Origin of the sequence: Massilia sp. DWR3-1-1 (assembly GCF_049898325.1) — a bacterium.
In the GTDB taxonomy this organism is placed as follows: Bacteria; Pseudomonadota; Gammaproteobacteria; order Burkholderiales; family Burkholderiaceae_D; genus JAFCUW01.
This window is the reverse complement of the sequence record NZ_JAFCXL010000013.1, coordinates 36,761-54,310: the sequence shown is the minus strand read 5'-3', so window position 1 is coordinate 54,310 and position 17,550 is coordinate 36,761. Positions and strand designations below refer to the sequence as shown.

Annotated in this window: 19 protein-coding genes; 15 read left to right on the top strand and 4 right to left on the bottom strand. The window is 67.9% G+C overall.

Annotated elements, in window-relative coordinates:
- The first annotated feature begins 159 nt into the window (after positions 1-159).
- The 4 genes from ACP7EY_RS15015 (at position 160) to asd (ending at position 3,029) form a co-directional block, all read left to right on the top strand.
- Entirely contained in the window at positions 160-408 is a 249-nt protein-coding gene (locus ACP7EY_RS15015; RefSeq protein WP_426194928.1) for a hypothetical protein, read from the top strand.
- A 154-nt stretch (positions 409-562) separates the two neighbouring features.
- Positions 563-1,321 (top strand): YXWGXW repeat-containing protein, encoded by a 759-nt coding sequence (locus tag ACP7EY_RS15010; protein WP_426194926.1) that lies wholly within the window; start codon positions 563-565, stop codon positions 1,319-1,321.
- A 92-nt stretch (positions 1,322-1,413) separates the two neighbouring features.
- A complete protein-coding gene (locus ACP7EY_RS15005) occupies positions 1,414-2,145 on the top strand; it encodes a ribonuclease HI family protein (RefSeq protein ID WP_426194924.1) in 732 nt (243 codons plus the stop codon).
- A 32-nt stretch (positions 2,146-2,177) separates the two neighbouring features.
- Entirely contained in the window at positions 2,178-3,029 is an 852-nt protein-coding gene (gene asd / locus ACP7EY_RS15000; protein ID WP_426194922.1) for an archaetidylserine decarboxylase, read from the top strand.
- Positions 3,030-3,039: 10 nt separating this feature from the next.
- Here the strand turns inward: asd and ACP7EY_RS14995 are convergent, their stop codons facing one another.
- The gene (locus ACP7EY_RS14995; protein ID WP_426194920.1) at positions 3,040-3,954 is read right to left on the bottom strand and encodes a LysR substrate-binding domain-containing protein; all 915 of its coding nucleotides are present in this window, start codon (positions 3,952-3,954) and stop codon (positions 3,040-3,042) included.
- A gap of 119 nt (positions 3,955-4,073) precedes the next feature.
- Between ACP7EY_RS14995 and ACP7EY_RS14990 the strand changes: the two genes are divergently transcribed.
- The 3 genes from ACP7EY_RS14990 (at position 4,074) to ACP7EY_RS14980 (ending at position 6,169) form a co-directional block, all read left to right on the top strand.
- Positions 4,074-4,673: an FMN-dependent NADH-azoreductase gene (locus ACP7EY_RS14990; protein ID WP_426194918.1), complete on the top strand. Its 600-nt coding sequence runs from the start codon at positions 4,074-4,076 to the stop codon at positions 4,671-4,673.
- A gap of 63 nt (positions 4,674-4,736) precedes the next feature.
- Positions 4,737-5,621: a pirin family protein gene (locus tag ACP7EY_RS14985; protein ID WP_426194916.1), complete on the top strand. Its 885-nt coding sequence runs from the start codon at positions 4,737-4,739 to the stop codon at positions 5,619-5,621.
- Positions 5,622-5,647: 26 nt separating this feature from the next.
- Positions 5,648-6,169, top strand: coding sequence for a hypothetical protein (locus ACP7EY_RS14980; protein ID WP_426194915.1), 522 nt, complete (start codon positions 5,648-5,650; stop codon positions 6,167-6,169).
- On the opposite strand, the gene ACP7EY_RS14975 is transcribed toward ACP7EY_RS14980, so the two are convergent.
- Positions 6,123-7,292 carry an acyltransferase family protein gene (locus ACP7EY_RS14975; RefSeq protein ID WP_426194913.1) on the bottom strand — a complete coding sequence of 390 codons (1,170 nt, stop codon included), beginning with the start codon at positions 7,290-7,292 and terminating at the stop codon, positions 6,123-6,125. The two genes, ACP7EY_RS14980 and ACP7EY_RS14975, sit on opposite strands and share 47 nt — an antisense overlap.
- Before the next feature lie 275 nt (positions 7,293-7,567).
- Between ACP7EY_RS14975 and ACP7EY_RS14970 the strand changes: the two genes are divergently transcribed.
- Both ACP7EY_RS14970 and ACP7EY_RS14965 read left to right on the top strand, forming a co-directional pair.
- The gene (locus ACP7EY_RS14970) at positions 7,568-8,539 is read left to right on the top strand and encodes a succinylglutamate desuccinylase (RefSeq protein ID WP_426194911.1); all 972 of its coding nucleotides are present in this window, start codon (positions 7,568-7,570) and stop codon (positions 8,537-8,539) included.
- Positions 8,540-8,689: 150 nt separating this feature from the next.
- Complete coding sequence (locus tag ACP7EY_RS14965) at positions 8,690-9,541, top strand: substrate-binding periplasmic protein (RefSeq protein ID WP_426194909.1); 852 nt, start codon at positions 8,690-8,692, stop codon at positions 9,539-9,541.
- On the opposite strand, the gene sugE is transcribed toward ACP7EY_RS14965, so the two are convergent.
- A complete protein-coding gene (sugE, locus tag ACP7EY_RS14960) occupies positions 9,482-9,802 on the bottom strand; it encodes a quaternary ammonium compound efflux SMR transporter SugE (protein WP_426194907.1) in 321 nt (106 codons plus the stop codon). The genes ACP7EY_RS14965 and sugE overlap by 60 nt on opposite strands.
- Before the next feature lie 137 nt (positions 9,803-9,939).
- Here sugE and ACP7EY_RS14955 point away from each other — a divergent pair, with 137 nt between their 5' ends.
- From ACP7EY_RS14955 to ACP7EY_RS14935, 5 genes are all read left to right on the top strand, one after another.
- Positions 9,940-10,299 (top strand): DUF1304 domain-containing protein, encoded by a 360-nt coding sequence (locus ACP7EY_RS14955; RefSeq protein ID WP_426194905.1) that lies wholly within the window; start codon positions 9,940-9,942, stop codon positions 10,297-10,299.
- Between the two features lie 103 nt (positions 10,300-10,402).
- A complete protein-coding gene (locus ACP7EY_RS14950; protein WP_426194903.1) occupies positions 10,403-10,699 on the top strand; it encodes an ArsR/SmtB family transcription factor in 297 nt (98 codons plus the stop codon).
- A 10-nt stretch (positions 10,700-10,709) separates the two neighbouring features.
- Entirely contained in the window at positions 10,710-11,768 is a 1,059-nt protein-coding gene (locus ACP7EY_RS14945) for an alkene reductase (protein WP_426194901.1), read from the top strand.
- A 212-nt stretch (positions 11,769-11,980) separates the two neighbouring features.
- Positions 11,981-14,665 (top strand): aminopeptidase N, encoded by a 2,685-nt coding sequence (gene pepN, locus ACP7EY_RS14940; RefSeq protein ID WP_426194899.1) that lies wholly within the window; start codon positions 11,981-11,983, stop codon positions 14,663-14,665.
- A gap of 1 nt (position 14,666) precedes the next feature.
- Positions 14,667-15,353 (top strand): hypothetical protein, encoded by a 687-nt coding sequence (locus ACP7EY_RS14935; protein WP_426194897.1) that lies wholly within the window; start codon positions 14,667-14,669, stop codon positions 15,351-15,353.
- A gap of 18 nt (positions 15,354-15,371) precedes the next feature.
- Here the strand turns inward: ACP7EY_RS14935 and ACP7EY_RS14930 are convergent, their stop codons facing one another.
- Positions 15,372-16,205 (bottom strand): aldo/keto reductase, encoded by an 834-nt coding sequence (locus ACP7EY_RS14930; RefSeq protein ID WP_426194895.1) that lies wholly within the window; start codon positions 16,203-16,205, stop codon positions 15,372-15,374.
- A 172-nt stretch (positions 16,206-16,377) separates the two neighbouring features.
- Between ACP7EY_RS14930 and ACP7EY_RS14925 the strand changes: the two genes are divergently transcribed.
- The gene (locus tag ACP7EY_RS14925; RefSeq protein WP_426194893.1) at positions 16,378-17,541 is read left to right on the top strand and encodes a DUF1565 domain-containing protein; all 1,164 of its coding nucleotides are present in this window, start codon (positions 16,378-16,380) and stop codon (positions 17,539-17,541) included.
- The last annotated feature ends 9 nt before the right edge of the window (positions 17,542-17,550 follow it).

The window sequence follows — 17,550 nt, the reverse complement described above, 5'->3', positions numbered from 1 at the left end:
CTAGCGGGGGGCGGCGAAAAAGCCGTGCGGCCGGTGCATTTTGTCGCCGCCATGTGCATTCCGGCGCGCCGATCCTGCAGCCGGTCGCACGCCGCTGGCGCGGTGCCGGCGCACCCCTTACAGTGGATCCATCGCCACCCCACCTGAAGAGGAAGCACCATGAACATCCTGCACAACGTCGAAGCCGTATTTGCCCTTGCCGCCGGCCTGGCCATCGGTGTCGCCGCCATGCTGCCGGGCGCCGCCACCGGCTCGCACGAGGCGCCGCTGCGCGAGAGCAGCATCGCCACGCCGACCCAGGTGGCGGTGGTGAAGGTCAGCGCGCAGCGCCTGACGGCGGAGCAGAAAATGCGCTCGCTGGAAAATGAACGGGCGCTGGCGCGGGCCGCGGGCGCGCCGCGCGGCTGAGGATCTGGCTGGCATTGGCGCATTTGCGCGCCGCAGCGCACATCTGCGCACACTTGCACGCAGCTGTTTCAGTTGTAAGCAACTGCATCAAATGGCGAAAATTGCCGGGGCGATCGTTATATTGATCTCATCGCATCACCACCGGAGAGAAGACATGAAACGCACACTCAATATCGCCGCCCTGATCGCCATCAGCGCCGCCGCCTGGCTGCCACTGCCCTCGATGGCGCAGTCGGGCGTGAGCCTGGTCATCAACACCGCGCCGCCGGCGCCGCGCTTCGAAAGCGTGCCAGCGGCGCGCCGCGGCTATGTGTGGGCGCCCGGCTACTGGAACTGGGACGGCCGCCGCCACGTCTGGGCGGCGGGCCACTGGGAATCGTCACGCGACGGCTACCAGTACCGTGCCAACGAATGGGTGCGCGACGGCGGCGGCTACCGCCTGCAGTCGGGCGGCTGGGTGCAGGCCGCGGCGGAACGCTACGACGCCGTGCGCATCGCCCCGCCAGCGCCCCGCTACGAGCGCGTGCCCGCCAGCCGCAACGGCTATGTATGGCAACCGGGCTACTGGGACTGGCGTGGCAACCGCTACCAGTGGACCCAGGGTGTCTGGGTCGCCGAGCGTCCCGGCTATGTGTACTCGCGGCCCCAGTGGATCGAGCGCGATGGCCGCTGGTTCTTCGATCAGCCACGCTGGTCGGCGCGCAACGGGCGTGACCGCGACCACGACGGCATCCCCGACCGCTTCGAGCATGGCCGCGACCGTGACCGCGACGGTGTGCCCGACCGTCTCGAACACAACGGCCGGCGCGACAACGACCGTGACGGCATCCCCAACCGCAACGACCGTGACCGCGATGGCGACGGCGTGCCGAATCACCGCGACGACCGGCCGGACAACCCGCGCCGCAACTGATGACGTCCTGGCGGCGTCCATGAAATCCGGGGCTGGCGCCCGATCGATCGATCGGGCGCCAGCCTTTTTTGCGCAACTGCTATGCTGCGCCCATGTTCCCCACCCCGCTCGCGCCTGACGCCACCGACCCCGCCACCCTGGCGCTGCTGTCGAACCGCGCCGAGCGCGCCGCCAGCCGCCGCCTGGCCGCGCGCGGCATCGGCAGCGACGAGGCACTGGGCCTGGCCATGCAGGCGGCCGCCGGCGGCGCCGCCAGGCTGCCCGCCCTGCTGGCACGGCGGGCGGCCGAACAGGCGGCGCAGGCGGCCAGCGCGGCGGCGCGCGAACAGCGCCGCCTGGCCCTCCAGGAGCACCGCGCGGCGCTCAAGCTGGGCGTGCCCACGCCATGGCGGGGCTGGTTCGATGGCTCGGCCTGGCCCAATCCCGGCCGCTGCGGCATCGGCGCCCTGCTCACCGGGCCTGCCGGCGAACACCATGCCAGCGCGCGCGCGGCCGGCTACGGCAACAGCAGCGAAGCGGAGTACCGCGCCCTGATAGCCCTGCTGGAAATGGCGCTGACCAACGGCGCCGGCCCGCTCACCGTGTACGGCGACAGCAAGGTCGTCATCGACGACGTGGGCGCGACCGCGGCGCGGCCAGCGGCTGCGCTGCGCCCCTTGCGCGAACAGGCGCAAGCGCTGCTGGCGCGGCTGCCGCAGACCACCTTGCGCTGGATTCCCCGCCACCGTAACGGCGCCGCGGACGCCCTGTCGCAGCAGGGGCGCGCCGCCGACGACAGCGATGACGCAAACGGGCGCGCCGCAGCCCTCGCCGCCCCGCTATAATTGCCGCTCGTTTATGTTGAAAGGCTGACATCGTGTCTGACCGTCTGAAGGTTTTGCCGCAATACCTGCTGCCCAAGCAGGCGCTCACCAACCTGGCCGGGCGCGTCGCGGGCGCCAGGGGCGGCGTGTGGACGACCAATCTGATCAAATGGTTCGTCACCAAGTACGGCGTCGACATGAGCGAAGCGGTCAACCCCGACATCGCCAGCTACAGCAGCTTCAACGAGTTTTTCACGCGGCCCCTGCGCGACGGCGTGCGCCCTTTGGCCAAGGCCGATTTTGTCTGCCCCGTCGACGGCGCCATCAGCCAGGTGGGCGCCATCGAGGACCACCAGATTTTCCAGGCCAAGGGCCACGCCTTCAGCACCACGGAGCTGGTCGGCGGCGACGCCCGCCTGGCCGCCCACTTCCAGCACGGCAGCTTCGCCAACCTGTATCTGAGCCCGAAGGATTACCACCGCCTGCACATGCCGTGCGACGGTCGCCTCACGCGCATGATCTACGTGCCGGGCGCGCTGTTTTCCGTCAACCCTACCACCGCGCGCGGAATTCCCGGCCTGTTCGCCCGCAACGAGCGGGTGGTGTGCGTGTTCCACTCGCCGCAGCACGGCGAATTTGTGCTCACGCTGGTGGGCGCGACCATCGTCGGCAGCATGCAGACGGTCTGGCACGGCGTGGTCAACCCCACCCGTCCCGGGCGCGTGTGCGAGTGGACCTATGAAGACCAGAACATCGTCCTCAAGCAGGGCGAGGAATTCGGCCGCTTCCTGCTGGGATCGACCATCGTCATGCTGTTCAAGGCCGACACCATCGCCTTCAACCCGGCCTGGGGCCCCGAGCGGCCGATCCGGCTGGGCGAGTCGATGGGCAACCGGCCCGCCTGAGACCTGGCACCTACAGCAGCAACTGCTTCCGCGCCTCTTCGCACGACAGCAACTGCATCATGTCGAGGAAGGCGCGCGTCTTGGCCGGCATCAGCCGGCGCCCCGGAAACACGGCCCATCCCGTGACCGCCGGCAGTTCCCATTCAGGCAACACGCGCACCAGCTCGCCCTTTTTCAGAAACGGCGTGGCGAACAGATCGGAGCTGGCGGCGATGCCGGCGCCGGCGCAGGCGATGCGCGCGAGCAGATCGGGCGAATTGGCGGTCAGTTTGGCCGGCAGCGCGCGCGACCATTGCAGCTTGCCGCGCGTGAGCGCCCACGACTGGGCGCCGCCCGTGCGGCTTAGCAGGCACAGTAAATCGTGCTGTTCGAGGTCGTCGGGCGACTCCGGCAGCCCGCGCAGGGCCAGGTAGGACGGCGCCGCATACAGGCCGATATGCTCGAAGGTGATGCGGCGCGCCGCCAGCGTGGCGTCGTCGGGCAGGTCGCCCATGCGGATGGCGATGTCGAAGTTTTCGGCGACCAGGTCGACCCGCCGCGGCGACAGGTCCAGTTCGAGCGTGATGGCCGGATAGCGCGCCATGAAGGCGGCCAGCATGCCCGACAAACCCAGGTTGGCGAAGTCGCTGGGCATCGACAGGCGCAGCTTGCCGCTGGGCTCCTGTTGGCGGTGTTCGGCCAGCGCCGCCACCGCCTCGACCTGCAGCGCCACCTGGCGCGCGTGCTCGAGCAGGCTCTCGCCAAACTCGGTCAGCACCAGGCGCCGCGTGGTGCGCTGCAGGAGCCGCTCGCCCAGCGCTGCTTCGAGCAGCGCGATGCGGCGCGACACGGTCGATTTGGGCAGCGCCAGGCGCAGCGCGGCCTTGCTGAAACTGCCGCTTTCGGCGATGCGGGCAAACAGCAGCAGGTCATTCGGATCGATCATCGATTGTGCCACTAAAGGAATAATGTTGTCCATTTTACGCTCTTCCGGATGGCAAATGGAACTGTTAAAGTGCTCTTCATTGAAGTCCGACACACCATCAACCCCGAAGGAAGCCACTCATGAACATTCTGCAAATTAACTCCAGCGCCCGCAGCAGCGGTTCCGAATCGACCCGCATGGGCGACAAGCTCGTCGCCGGTCTGCTCGCCGCCAACGCCGGCGCCACCCTGGTGCGCCGCGACCTGGCCAGCGATCCCCATCCGGTGCTCGACGAAGCGAGCCTGGGCGCCCTGTTCACCCCGGCCGACCAGCGCTCGGCCGCGCAGAATGCGCGCATCGCCCTCGACGACGCCCTGATCGCCCAGGTGCAGGCAGCCGACGTCATCGTCATCGGCGCGCCCATGTACAACTTTGGCATCACCACCCAATTGAAGGCGTTTTTCGACGCCATCGCCCGCGCCGGCGTCACGTTCCGCTACGGCGCGAATGGTCCGGAAGGCCTGTTGACCGGCAAAAAAGTGTATGTCAATCTGTCCCGCGGCGGCATCCACCGCGACGGCGCCAGCGACACCCAAGTGCCCTACCTGGGCACCTTCCTGGGCTTCCTGGGCATGACGGACGTGAGCTACCTCTACAGCGAAGGCATGGGCATGGGTCCCGACGCGGTCGCCCAGGGCCAGGCCCAGGCCAACGCGCAGATCGACGCCGTGCTGGCCTGAGTTTTACCGGCACCACGCCAGGGGCGCCAGCGGGCGCCTTTTTCTTTTTTTGGGAGAAGCAGCATGAGCAGTTATCGGGTACACGCAGCGCGCGCCGTGGAGCGCCTCATCAACGGACAATTCGTGATGGATGGCGCCGGCGTCAAGATCAACCGGGTGCTGACGCAGTCGCTGCAGCGCCGCCTCGACCCCTTCCTGATGCTCGACGCCTTCGGCAGCGACAAGCCGGGCGACTACATCGCCGGCTTCCCCGAGCATCCGCACCGGGGCTTCGAGACCATCTCGTACATGATCAATGGGCGCATGCGCCACAAGGACAGCGCCGGCCATGAAGGCTTGATCACCAATGGCGGCGTGCAGTGGATGACGGCCGGGCGCGGCGTGGTGCACTCGGAAATGCCGGAGCAGAACGAGGGCTTGATGGAAGGCTTCCAGCTGTGGCTGAACCTGCCCGCGCGCGACAAGATGATCAAGCCCTGGTACCGCGACATCCCGGCCGAGCAACTGCCGCGCGTCGCCACCGCTGAAGGCGCCGTCGTGCAGGTGATCGCCGGCAGCAGCCACGGCGTCGACGGCGCCGTCCAGCGCGACGGCACCGCGCCGGTCTATCTCGACATCGCGCTGCCCGCCGGGGCCAGCTTCGAACAGCAACTGCCGGCCGGGCACAACGCCTTCCTGTACGTGTTCCGCGGCGAGGTGGTGGTCGAGGGCAAGGCGGTGCCGGCGACCAAGATGGCCATTCTGACCAATCCCGCCGCCGCCGACGGCGTGCGCATCCACGCCGCCAAGGATGCGCGCGTGCTGCTCATCGCCGGGCGCCCGCTGGGCGAGCCGATCGTCCAGTACGGCCCGTTCGTGATGAACACCCAGGCCGAACTGCAGCAGGCGGTGGAAGACTTCCGCGCCGGCCGTTTTGAAGGCATCGAGGCGGGCGACGCCGCCGCCTGAGGCGGCACGGCGCCAGGCGTGCGCAATTGCGCTACACTGGCGCCATGCCCCTTCTCGACACCATCGCCGCCGGCCTCGCCCACTTGTCGCGCCTGTGCGGCTTCGACGCCATCGACGCCTTCCCGCCCGGTCACCGCTACGCCGCCACGCGCTGGAACGGCGCGTATTTCGACATCGCCTCCGACACCAGGCCGGAGCAGATCGAGCGCATCCTCGCCACTGCCATCAGCAACACGCCGCTGGTGTTCGCCCACATCACCCACCCGACCCCACGCATGCAGCACGCGCTGCTGGCGGTGATCGATCAGGTGCTCAAACGGGGCGACCCGGGCGCGCTGGTGGCGCTGCTGATCAAGGCCTACGAGTCGCCCCGCACCGAGGAAGCCATCCCCGGACTGCGCGCCGTCATCGAGGCCAGCGCCGACGGCAATGCGGCCATGCGCGCGTTCGCCGTGCTGGCGTTTTTGGGCGCGATGCCGGCGCCATTCGGCGTACTCGACGTCAGCGCAGGCGGCGTCGAAGGCGGGCAGCGCCGCCTGGCGCGCTGACGGCCGCCGGCAGGTAACGCTCGCGCAAGGCCATGAACGGCGCCTCCACCAGCACGTACAACAGCACCCCGCCCAGCACCGACACGGCCAGCACGATGCCGATGGTCAGCGCGGACTCGGGGCCGAAGCCGGCCGCGGCCAGCGCTTTGGCGGCCAGCACGCCGAGCGGCTTGTGCACCAGGTAGATCGCGTACGACCACAGCGCCAGGCGCTGGCAGCCGGGAATCCGGGTGCGGCCCAGCCAGGCGGCGCGATCGAGCGCGGCCAGCAGCAATAAGCCGAAGCCCAGCGCCAGCAGCGGGTAGCCCCACAGCGTCACGGCGAGGCCGTAACGGTCGAGCAGGAACCAGTAAAACGTGGCCGCCAGTACGGCCAGCCCCAGCGCCAGCGCGGCGTCGCCGTGCCGGGTCAGGCGCTGCCACAGGCCCGGGTGAGCATGCTTGAGCAGGGCCAGCGCGACTCCGGCCAGCAATTCGTCGAGCCGGCACAGGGACGCGTAATAGATATATTTGAAGTAATTGAACTGGGCCGCCGCCTGGCCGTCGACGTGCTCGTGCCACAGCCAGCCGCGCGCGGCCAGACCCAGCGCCGCGGTGGCCGCCAGCGCCGTCCACGCCAGCGCCAGCGGGCGGCGGCGCGCCGCGATCAGCAAGGCCAGCGCCGGCAGCAGCATGTAAAACTGCTCTTCGATGCACAGCGACCAGGCGTGCGAGAAGCCGCTGCCGGGCGCGAGCAGGATATTTTGCGTGAAACTGAGGAAGCGCCAGGGCGACAGCATGGGCGCGCCGTCGCGGAACCACGGCCACAGGTAGTACAAGGCCAGCACCGCGTAGAAATTGGGCAGGGTGCGCAGCAGGCGGCGGCCATAGAAGCGGCCCAGGGAAAAGCCGTCGGCGCTGCGCAGGCCGCTGAAAATCTGGCTGCCGATCAGGTAGCCCGAGAGGGCGAAAAACAGGTCGACGCCGACCCAGCCAATGTCGCCCAGCCAGCCGAAGGTGGATGCACCGCTGACGAACAGCACATAGTGGTGCAGCACGACGACACTGACGGCCAGCGCACGCAGGGTGTCGAGGCCGTGGATGCGGGCGGGGACGCAATTGCGGGAAAAATAAGACGGCGGCATGGGCGGTGGCGGAAGGCTGACGGGGCGATTCTACCGCAGGCCACCGCAGCCGGCCCGGCGGCGCCTTGTTGCGCTAGCAGCCTGTCGGGCTTAGGGAGTCATAGCGAAAAAATAGCTGGGCGAGGACAGATTTTGACGATTTCGCAGTGTCAATAGCGAGCTATTGACCGAGAAAGCGGCGAAATATGGCCCGTCCCAGGTATTTTTGCAGCTGACGATCCTAAGTCCGACAGGCTGCTAGAATATCGGCCACCATTCATTTTTCACGGCCAGCCATGACAAGCGCAAGCGACCTGCAATTCAAATCGATCAACTACACGGGCCTCGGTGAAGGCCCGCGCCTGATCGTCACCGGCGCCGTGCATGGCAACGAAACCTGCGGCACCATCGGCATCGGCCGCGTCATGGCCGAACTCGACAGCGGCGCCCTGCGCATCGCCAACGGCAGCGTCACCTTCGTCCCCGTGACCAACCCGCTGGCCTACCGCCTGCAACGGCGCGCGGGCGACCGCAACCTGAACCGCAACCTGTTCCCCAACCCGGCGCCGCAGGATTTCGAGGACCGCATCGCCAACTGGCTGTGCCCCCTGCTGGCCGCGCACGACGTCTTGCTCGACCTGCATTCCTTCAATGCCGACAGCGAGCCGTTCGTGATGGTGGGCCCGGCCGACAACGACGGTCCCCTGCAGCCGTTCGCCCATGCCGCCAGCGAGAAGGCGCTGGCCAAGCGGCTGGGCGTACGCCGCTTCGTCGACGGCTGGCTGGCCACCTACGGCGCCGGCGTCCAGCGGCGCCTGTCGGACGCCTCGCAATTGCAAACGGTGCTGCGCTACGGCGTCGGCACCACCGAATTCATGCGCAGCACGGGCGGTTACGCCCTCACGCTCGAGTGCGGCCAGCACCGCGATCCGCAGGCGCCCGAGGTGGCCTACCGCGCCATCATGAACACCCTGGCGCACCTGGGACTGATCGACGCGCCGGCACCGCCAGCGGTGGCGGCCGATCAGATCGAGGCGCTGTCGATGGTGGTGGTGCACGACAAACTCGACCAGGGCGACAGCTTCGCCCGCACCTGGCGCAGCTTCGACCCCGTCGAGGTGGGCACCTTGATCGGCACCCGCGCCGACGGCACGCCGGTGCTGTCTGAGCTGGAGGGGCGCATCCTGTTCCCGGACGTCAATGCCGGGCCGAACCAGGAATGGTATTACCTGACCCGGGCCAACCCCGCCTTCGCTGCGCAGGACTGATCGATCGGGTCCCCGGCGAGCGGGGCACCGGCGCGCCGCGCGCGCCCCTGGCGCTCGTGCCTGTATCGCCGGGCCAGCCCGTTACATCGTGTGCCGGGCTGGCCTGCTTTGTGCGAAAATCAATCGATATTGAACAGGCAACGATCTCCCATGCACACACCCGGCAACAGCTTGATGGACGCCACCACCCGCAGCCTGCTTGTGCTGGCGCTGGGCGCTCTTGCGTGCACGACGGGCCGGGCCGGCGCCACCATCACAGTGCCCATCATGGCGCAGGAAAGCGTTGCCCCCAAGTGGATTCTGGACCAGGGCAAGCCGCAGGGCATGTGCGCCGATCTGCTGGCGGCCATCGAACAGCGCGATCCGCGCCTGCATTTCACCGGTTACGACCGCGCCCGCTCGCTGGGCGTGATCGAACAGGGCCTCGAGCGCGGCTCGGTGTGGGCCGCGTGCGCGCTGGTCGAGTCGCCCGTGCGCCGTCGCATCGCCGTGCGCGCCAGCGTGCCGCTGTACGAGGCGCGCTACCGGCTGGCCGCCCTTGCCGGCGACACGGAGGCGGTAGCGGACCTGGACCAGCTGGCCCGCCGCAAAGTACTCATTAATACGGCACGCGGCTCGGGCTATATTCCCGTGCTCAAGGCGCGCGGCATCGAGGTCGACGACAGCACTGGCGACAGCCTGGTCAACCTGCGCAAGACCCTGCACGGGCACGGCCGCTACACCTATCTCAACGAATCGAGCCTGTTCTACTATATCCGCAGTGCCCGGCTGGAACAGCAGCTGACGGTGCTGCCCACCGTATTCGATCCGGGCCTCGTGTATTTTTGGATCAGCAACAAGGCGGATCCGGCGCTGGCGCCGGCGATCGAGGCGGCCTTGCAAAAACTCAAGGCTAGTGGCGAACTGGCGCGCATCTACACGCGCTGGACGGCGCCGGACCGTTTAAGCAGGCGTCAGCATTTTCAATCCGGCAATGCCGGCAATAATCAAGCCAATCGATAACAGCCGCAAGGCGCCAGCCGGTTCGCCCAGCAGCACCATGCCGACGATGGCCGTGCCGACGGTGCCGATGCCGGTCCAGACGGCGTAGGCCGTACCCAGCGGCAAATTGCGCAAGGCCAGGCCCAGCAGGCCAACACTGGCCGCCATCGCCGCCAGTGTCAGCAGCGACGGCCACAGGCGGGTAAATCCCTCCGTGTATTTCAGGCCCACCGCCCACACCACTTCCAGCAATCCCGCCAATACCAGCAACATCCAGCTCATGCCCACTCCCCTGATTACAGTCGTCAAACAGCCGCGACGGTAGCACGGGGGGCGGCCAGCGGCAAGCGGCGCCCGCCTGCCCGCCGGCGACCTTATGTATACTGCAAGCCTCTTTCACCACCGACCCCGGCCGCGCCATGACCATGCTTGCCCATTTCCTGATCGCCCTCATCGCCGTACTCCACGTCTACTTCGTGCTGCTCGAGACGGTGCTCTTCAAAACCCGTGGCCGGCGCGTGTTCGGCCTGAGTGCCGAAAAGGCCGAGATCATGGCGCCTGCCATGTCGAACCAGGGTTGCTACAACGGCTTCCTGGTGGCGGCGCTGGTGCTGGGGCTGCTCCATCCCGATGCCGCCGTCGCCCGCGCCTTCGCCGTGTTCGGCCTGGTGTGCGTGGCCGTGGCCGGCGCCTGGGGCGCCGCCACGGTCAAAAAAACCATCCTGTGGATCCAGTGCGTGCCGGCCCTGCTGGCCCTGGCCGCCTTGCTGCTGGGCTGAACTGCCCGGGCGGCGCCGCAATCAGGCGGCGCGAGCAAGTTTTTTCTACATATCGTAATATGACGATATTAGGTTCGCAGAAACCCGATACAGAAACTTTTATATGGACATAGACGCAATCCACAAGGCCTTGGCCAACCCCGTGCGGCGCCAGATTTTATTGTGGCTCAAAGAGCCGCAGGCGTATTTCGCCCAGCAGGAGCATGGCCTCGAGCTGGGCGTGTGCGCCGGTCTGATCGACGAACGCACGGGCTTGTCGCAGTCGACGGTGTCGGCGCACCTGGCCAGCCTGCAAAAAGCCGGCTTGATCAGCGCCCGACGCGTGGGCCAGTGGATTTTTTACAAACGCAATGAAGACGTCATCCAGGCGTTTCTTCATCAATTGCATCACGGACTTTAGGAGCACCACCTTGAGCACTATTTTCGATCCCCTCGTCGTCGGCGATTTCACTTTGCCCAACCGCATCGTCATGGCCCCCCTCACCCGCGCCCGCGCGATCGGCGGCGCCCGCGTGCCGAACGCGCTGATGGCCGAGTATTACGTGCAGCGCGCCAGCGCCGGCCTGATCCTGTCGGAAGCGACCTCGGTGGTGGCGCAAGGCGTCGGCTACGAGAACACCCCGGGCATCTGGTCCGATGAGCAAGTTGAAGGCTGGAAAGTCGTGACGGAGGCCGTGCACGCCGCCGGCGGCCTGATCTTCATGCAACTGTGGCACGTGGGCCGTATTTCCGACCCCAGCCTGCTCGATGGCGCGACGCCCGTCGCCCCCAGCGCCATCGCCGCCGCCGGCCACGTCAGCCTGCTGCGCCCCGAGCGCGCCTACCCGGTGCCGCGCGCGCTGGAGACGGCCGAACTGGCCGGCATCGTCGCCGCCTACCGCAAGGGCGCCGAAAACGCCAGGCTGGCCGGCTTCGACGGCGTGGAAATCCACGGCGCCAATGGCTACCTGCTCGACCAGTTCCTGCAAGACAGCACCAACACCCGCACCGACAACTACGGCGGCTCGATTGAAAACCGCGCCCGCCTTCTGCTCGAAGTAACCGACGCCTGCATCGCCGTGTGGGGCGCCGGCAAGGTCGGCATGCACCTGGCGCCGCGCCGCGACGCCCACGACATGGGCGACTCGACCCCGGCCGAAACGTTCGGCTACGTGGCGCGCGAACTGAAGGCCCGCAACATCGCCTTCATCTGCGCCCGCGAGGCGGTGGGCGCGGACAGCCTGGGCCCCCTGCTGAAAGAACAATTCGGCGGCGTCTACATCGCCAACGAACAACTGACGCGCGAATCGGCCGATCAACTGATTCAAGAGGGCAAGGCCGACGCGGTCGCCTTCGGCAAACTGTTTATCGCCAACCCGGACCTGCCGCGCCGCCTGAAAGAAGACGCGCCCATGAATCCGCAGCGGCCGCAGCTGTTCTACGGTCCTGGCGCTGAAGGCTATACGGACTACCCTGCGCTGCAGGCGTAAACGGGCATAACCGGGCAGAACCGGGCAGAACCGGGCATAAACGGGCAGAACCGGGCAGAACCCGGCATGACAAGTGAAGGGGACGGCGATGGCGCCGTCCCCTTTTTCGTGGGCGCGCGGGGCCGGCTGGCAGCCGACATGCATATCAAGTTGCAATGTTCATCGGCAATATGCCGTGCTATTCTTTTGCCACCCCCAGCCCAAGGAATGCCGTGATCCCATTTGCCCGCCGTCTGCCCGTCCTCGTCCTCGCCGTCGCCAGCGCCATCGCCACCTTCGCCCCCGTCACGACGACCGCCGCGACGGCGGCCGCGGCCCCGGCCGCGCGCGCGGCCAATACCTATTTGACCGAGCAGGATGCCAGCGCCCGCTCGAGCCGCGTGTCGAACGTCGCCTACGTGCTCGACTTTACCCTGACGGGCAAGCCCGATTTTGCCGGCACCAGCCGCATCGACTTCGACCTGGCCGACAACAGCGCACCCCTGACGATCGACCTCGACAAGGCCAGCGTGGTCGCGGTGAGCGTCAATGGCAAGCCGGTCGAAGCGGCCTATAACCAGTTCTTCATCACCATCGCCGCGGCCGACCTGGCCAAGGGCCGCAACAGCGTGGTGGTGCGCTACACGCGCCTGCACAGCACCAACGGCGAAGGCCTGCACCGCATGGTCGACCCGGCCGACGGCAAGGTGTATACCTACTCGCACTTCGAGCCGGCCGCCGCGCACCAGATGTTCGCCCTGTTCGACCAGCCCGACCTGAAAGCGACCTTCGAGGTCAGCGTCACCGCGCCGGCCGACTGGGTGGTGGTGTCGACCCGGCGCGAGAGCGCGGTCGAGGCCAACCCGGCCGACGCCACCACCCGGCACTGGCGCTTTCCCGTCTCGAAGGTACTGAGCCCGTACAATTTTTCGCTGCACGCGGGCCCCTACAAGGTATGGGAAGACAACAGCGGCAAGTACCCGATGCGCCTGTTCGCGCGCCAGTCGGTGGCGTCGCAGGTGACGCCGGCCGACTGGTTCAAGTACACCAAGGACGGTTTGACCTTCTTCGACAATTATTTCGGCGTGCCCTACCAGTGGGAGAAGTACGACCAGTTGCTGGTGCCGGACTTCCTCTACGGTGCGATGGAAAACGCCGGCGCCGTCACCTTCGGCGAACGGGGATTCCTGCACCAGTCGACCATGACCCAGGCCCAGCGCGAGGGCCTGGCCGGCACCATCATGCACGAGATGGCGCACCAGTGGTTCGGCGACCTGGTGACCATGAAATGGTGGAACGGCCTGTGGCTCAACGAGAGTTTTGCGTCCTTCATGGGCACCATGGCGACGGCCGAGGCGACCGAATTCAAGCACGCCTGGCTGTCGTTCTATGCGGGCGGCAAACAGGCCGCCTACGCCACCGACCAGTCACTCTCGACCCACCCGATCGAGGTGCCGGTGGCCTCGACCGCGAATGCCTTCGACAATATCGACGCCATCACCTATTCGAAAGGCGCATCGACCCTGATGCAGTTGCGCCACCTGCTGGGCGCCGAAGTGTTCCGCAAAGGGGTCCACAACTACCTGGAAAAATACGCCTTCAAGAACGCCCGGCTCGACGACTTCATCGGCAGCCTGGGTGAAGCGGCCGGGCGCGACCTCAAGCCGTGGACCCGCCAGTGGCTCTATGAAGCGGGGGTCAACACCATCGCCGCCAACTACCGCTGCAGCGCCGGCAAGGTGGCCGCCTTCAGCCTGCGCCAGAGCGCCACGCCGGCCCTGCCGACCTTGCGCGAACAGCGCGTGCAGGTGGCCACGTTCACGCGCGACGGCGACAAGCTGACCCTGGCCGCCAGGGCCGACGTCACCTACAAGGGCGCCTCCACCAGCGTGCCCGCCCTGGTGGGCAGCGCCTGCCCGGACCTGGTTTACCCGAACTACGAGGACTGGGGCTTTGCCAAGGTCCGACTCGACAAGAAATCGTTCGCCACCGCCCAGGCCAGCGTGGCCGGCGTCGCCGATCCGCTGCTGCGCTCGATGCTGTGGCAAAGCCTGTGGGACGGCGTGCGCGACGGCCAGTTGCCGCTCAATGAATTTATCGGCACGGCGCTGACCAATGCGCCGCTGGAAAAGGATTACACCCTGCTGGGCAGCGTGCTGGGCATGCTGTCGAGTTCGCACCACTACCTCGACGCCATGCAGGCGGCGCCCGCCTACGCCGCCGCGACCACGGCACAGATGGAAGAAACCGGCTGGCGCGCCGTGCAAGCGAACAGCGCCGACAGCAACTTCCAGCGCCGCTGGTTCGGCTTTTACCTGGGCGCCGCCAGCAGCAAGCCGGGCCTGGACCGCCTCGCCGCACTGCTCGACGGCTCGCTCAAGGTGACGGGCCTGGAGATCGGCCAGGATCTGCGCTGGGCCATCATCGCGCGCCTGAACCGTTTCGATTACCCGGGCAGCGCGGCCTTGATCGCCGCCGAGCAGCTGCGCGACAAGTCCGACGCCGGCCAGGGCAAGGCGCTCGCCGCCAGCGTGTCCCGGCCCGATGCCGCCACCAAGCGCGAATGGCTGGCCAAGGTGCAGGACCAGAAAACCACGCTGCCGTTTTCGCGCGTGCGGGTGGCCATCTACAGCCTCTACCCGGTCGAACAAAAGGTGCTCAACGAGGCCACCGCCGCCGAGCGCCTGGCCAGCCTGCCGGCCCTCGACAAGAGCGCCGGGCCCGTGTTCATGCGCAGCTACGCCGAGATGATCCCGGCCACCTGCACTGCGGCCAGCGTCAAGCGCCTCGACGGCGCCGCGGCGCGCTACACGACGCTGTCGGCCGGCACCCGGCGCGCCCTGCTGACCCTGCGTGAAGAGGACCAGCGCTGCGTGGCGATCAGCCGGGCGATGACGACGGGGGCGCCGAAGGGCTAAGGTGACCATCGCGGGGCCAGCCCAGCGGCAAGGGAGTGCCGCCGGCGTGCCGGCGCGGGCGGCGATCGCCTGGTCGGCCAGCGCCACCGTCGGCGCCATCGCCGGCGGCGGCGCCGGCCTGCTGACGGGGGTGCTGGGCGCCGGCCTGGTCGACTGCCGCTTGCGGACCGCCGGCAAATTTCGCAACGGCGCCACGCGCTGGTGGTGCGTGTCGCACCAGGCCTACTGGGGCGTGAATGCCGACCTGGCGCGCGCCGACGGCCGCTGCCGCGCCGCGTCCACGCCGCTGTCGATCGCGCTCGATCCGCTGCTGATCGATCCGGTCCTGCTCGCTGCCGGCGCCGCCCCGCTGCGGCTTTCCCTGCAGGACGGCGCCATCGCAGTGCAAAGCGCCACGCTGGACCTGCGCGTGCCGGCGCTGGCCTTGCGCGCCGTCGGCGTGTTCCGCCACCCGGCCATCGACCGGGTCGACGTCACCCCGCCGGCACTGGCCGCGATGGCCTTTGCCGACGGCTGCGTCGACTGTGCCCGCTGCGGCTATCCGCACCTGGACCTGGGCGCGTTCGCCGTGCGTGCGCACCGCCGCCATACCTGTGGCCACTGCGGCAACGACAGCACCCACAGCGCCTCGGCGATCGTCTCGAATCCCTTGTTCCTGCTGCGCGAGCGGGTTGGCTTCGCGCCCTAGCAGCCTGTCGGCGATGGATCAGCGCATCGCCAGCGGCGTGGCCCGCCGCGGTGGCGCAAAGGCGGTGTCGAGCACCGCCAGGTCCTCCGCTTCGAGCGTCACGCCCACAGCGGCGGCGTTTTCGCGCACGTGGCGCGCGCTGACCGCCTTGGGAATGGCAATAATGCCGTCCTGGCGCAGCAGCCAGGCCAGCGCCACCTGGGCCGGCGTCACCCCGCGCAGCGAAGCCACCGCGCGCAGGGCGGCCACGCCCAGCATGCCGGCCTGTTCGAGCGGCGAATAGGCCATCAGCGGCACGCCGTGCTGGCGGCACCAGGGCAGCAGGTCCCATTCGACGCCGCGCCGGGCCAGGTTGTAGAGCACCTGGTTGACGGCGACGCCGGCGCCGCCCGCCGTGGCGTGCGCCTCGAGCATGTCGTCGCGGTCGAAATTGCTCACGCCGTAATCGACGATCTTGCCGGCCGCCTTGAGCGCTTCGAAGCCTTCGAACGTCTCGGCCAGCGGCACCCCGCCGCGCCAGTGCAGCAGGTACAGTTCGATGCGGTCGGTGCCGAGGCGGCGCAAGCTGCGCTCGCAGGCCTCCTGCACGGCGCGCCGGCCGGCGTTGTGCGGGTAGACCTTGCTGACGATGTAGGCCTGTTCGCGCCGCCCCGCCAGCGCCTGCGCCACCACGCGTTCGGCGCCGCCTTCCCCGTACATTTCGGCCGTGTCGATCAGGCACAGGCCCAGGTCGAGCCCCAGTCGCAAGGCGTCGGCTTCGCGGTCCCGTTCGGCCGGGTCCTCGCCCATGTTCCAGGTGCCCTGCCCCAGCACCGGGATCGAACGCCCGCCCGGCATGCTCAATGTGCGCATTGCGCCTCCTCGTAATTGACCTTGTTGCCCAGCGTAGCGAAAAACGTGAAAATATGCCAACACGCCTGGGCACCGAACCACGCCGATCCCGCGCCAGTTTGCGCCATTCGAAATCGGGCGCCCTTGCCTTGCTTCAAACTTGAACGGCTTGCCCTTTGATCAGGAGACCGCCATGCCCGACCATCCGTTCCGACTTGCCGTCGTGGCCGTCGCTGCCGCCACTGGCCTGCTGGCGACGGCCTGCCGCTCCGGCAGCGCGCCGCAGGCCGGTCCCGAGGCGCCACTGGCGCCACCGACCCCCTACCACCTGTACGTGGCCACCACCGGCGCCGACAACAACCTGGGCAGCGAATCGTCGCCCTTCCTCAGCATCGAGAAAGCGTCCAGGGCGGCCTTGCCCGGCACCACCATCCACGTCGCGTCCGGCAGCTATGCGGGCGGCTTCAAGACGGTCGCCAACGGCACCGAGACGGCGCGCATCTATTATGTTGCCACCCGGCCCGGCTACGCCCGCATCGTGCCGCCGCCCCAGTCAAGCGGCACCATCGCCTGGGACAACCGCGGCAGTTACGTCGACATCGTCGGCTTCGACATCGATGGCAGCGCGCACCAGGCCGGCGTGCGCTGGCGCCACGGTCTCTACAACGCCGGCTCCTTCGATTCGCTGCGCCACAACCGCGTCCACGACATTGCAAGGGGCATCGCCTGCGACGACGCCGACGGCGCCGCCATCACCCTCGAAAGCTATTTCAAGGGCACGCACGGCGAAGTCATCGGCAACACCGTGCACGACATCGGCGCCATCGACTGCCCCTCGGTGTACGGCATCGCCATCAATACCCCGGCGCTGGTGGCAAACAATCTCGTTTTTCGAGGCGGCAACGCCGGCATCGTCATGTGGCACGATGCCCACCACGTGCGCGTCGTCAACAACACGGTGACCGGTTCGAACATCGGCATCCTGGTCGGTGGCGGCGATTTTTACCTGGCGCCGGGCGCCAACGATTTTACGACCGTCAGCAACAACATCGTGTTCGACAACCAGCGCGGCATCGTCGAGCGCGGCACCACGGGGCGCCACAATGCCTATCGCAGCAACCTGGTGTTCCAACACCCGGCCGGTGACTGGCATCTGGCCGCTGGCATGCAGCATGCCAGGACGGTGGCCGCCGCGCCCCGTTTCGTCGACTATGGCGGCACGGTCACACCCGATTTCAGCCTGGCCGCCGGCTCGCCGGCCATCGGCAAGGGTGAGCTCGAGCATGCCCATCCGGTCGACTTCAACGGCGTCATGCGCACCGCCGCCGGCGTCGACCTGGGGGCGCTCCAGCATTGAGGCACGGGT